The sequence below is a fragment of the Xenorhabdus sp. IM139775 genome, assembly GCF_028598745.1.
GTDB lineage: Bacteria > Pseudomonadota > Gammaproteobacteria > Enterobacterales > Enterobacteriaceae > Xenorhabdus.
The window spans coordinates 1-1,094 of sequence record NZ_JAQRFK010000203.1; the positions used below are offsets into that span (position 1 = coordinate 1).

General features: G+C 45.1%; 1 pseudogene. It reads left to right on the forward strand.

The features are described 5' to 3' along the window. Positions 1-48: 48 nt before the first annotated feature. Positions 49-1,094: pseudogene (locus PSI17_RS16990) on the forward strand (ThiF family adenylyltransferase); the annotation flags it as partial.

Sequence of the window (1,094 nt, forward strand, 5' to 3'; positions counted from 1 at the left end):
GAGAGGGGATCCTTAACATGGCGGCAAGCTCCGTCGGGTGAACGGAATTTGATTAAAGCAAAGTGCCGGATAAAAAACCAGCACTTTGTCAATAATCTGTGCGGATACAAGGTATCCGCTGTTCCATCGGAGACGGCAGAAGTCGGATTCTTTACTGTCGAAGTGGAGATAAGCGATATGTCAATTACTCTTTGGCACCTCGCTGTTTCTGAGCTCTCCAGAATGCCTAGCTTTCTGCTTGCCAACCCATCAGCACTGCCCAGACTTGCACATACAGCAGTCTACCCTGAGGGGCGCTTTGCAAATATTTGCGTGAATATACCTGACGCAGTATCTGTAAACTTTGAATGCCCTGAGCTGGCCTTTGAAGAGTCACTTAGAAGGCATATATCTTTGCTGCACCAGGCTTTGACTGATAGTGAATGGAATACTCAGGAGTTACTTCGGGAGTTTGAAGCTGGATGGCTGAGTATAGTTGAACCGGACATGGCCCCATTTCTTTGTTTGTCTGAAAGCGAAAAAGCAGAAGAGTTGTGCGTTCTGAAGCCGCGAAAAAGTGATATAGGTCTGGGGAAATATTTTTTAGGATATGTAGAAGGTTCGATGCCGAAGAATATTTTTTCACCTATTAATCAGGTGATCAATGAGCGCCAAGCAGCAAATGGATACGGGTTTGTTATACCGCTGAGCGTGACAAAACCTGCTCCATGGAAAAAGGGTGAACTTGCTGATTGGTACCTTGCTCTGTTGTCAGATTTACCGGCGGATGATCGAACCAGATTAACGCAACAGTTTGCTCAAAAGCGTTCGCATGAGTTTTGGTTAGTCTTTAATGCCCAAACCCCTTCAGGAATAACATGGTTTGGTATTCATTTTTTCCAAAAAAATTCCGGTAAAGGTCGAAAAACTTTGCCCTTCAAGAACTCACATCTAGCCGAGTGGGTACTGGAGCCCTTCGCTGTATTAACTTTTAACAAAGAAAGAATTATGCCAAGGAGTGGAGCAGAACAATCCCTTCTTAACAAAAAAGTGATGCTTGTAGGGTGTGGTTCCGTAGGGGGAGACGTTGCAGATAAACTCGCAGCTTCTGGCGT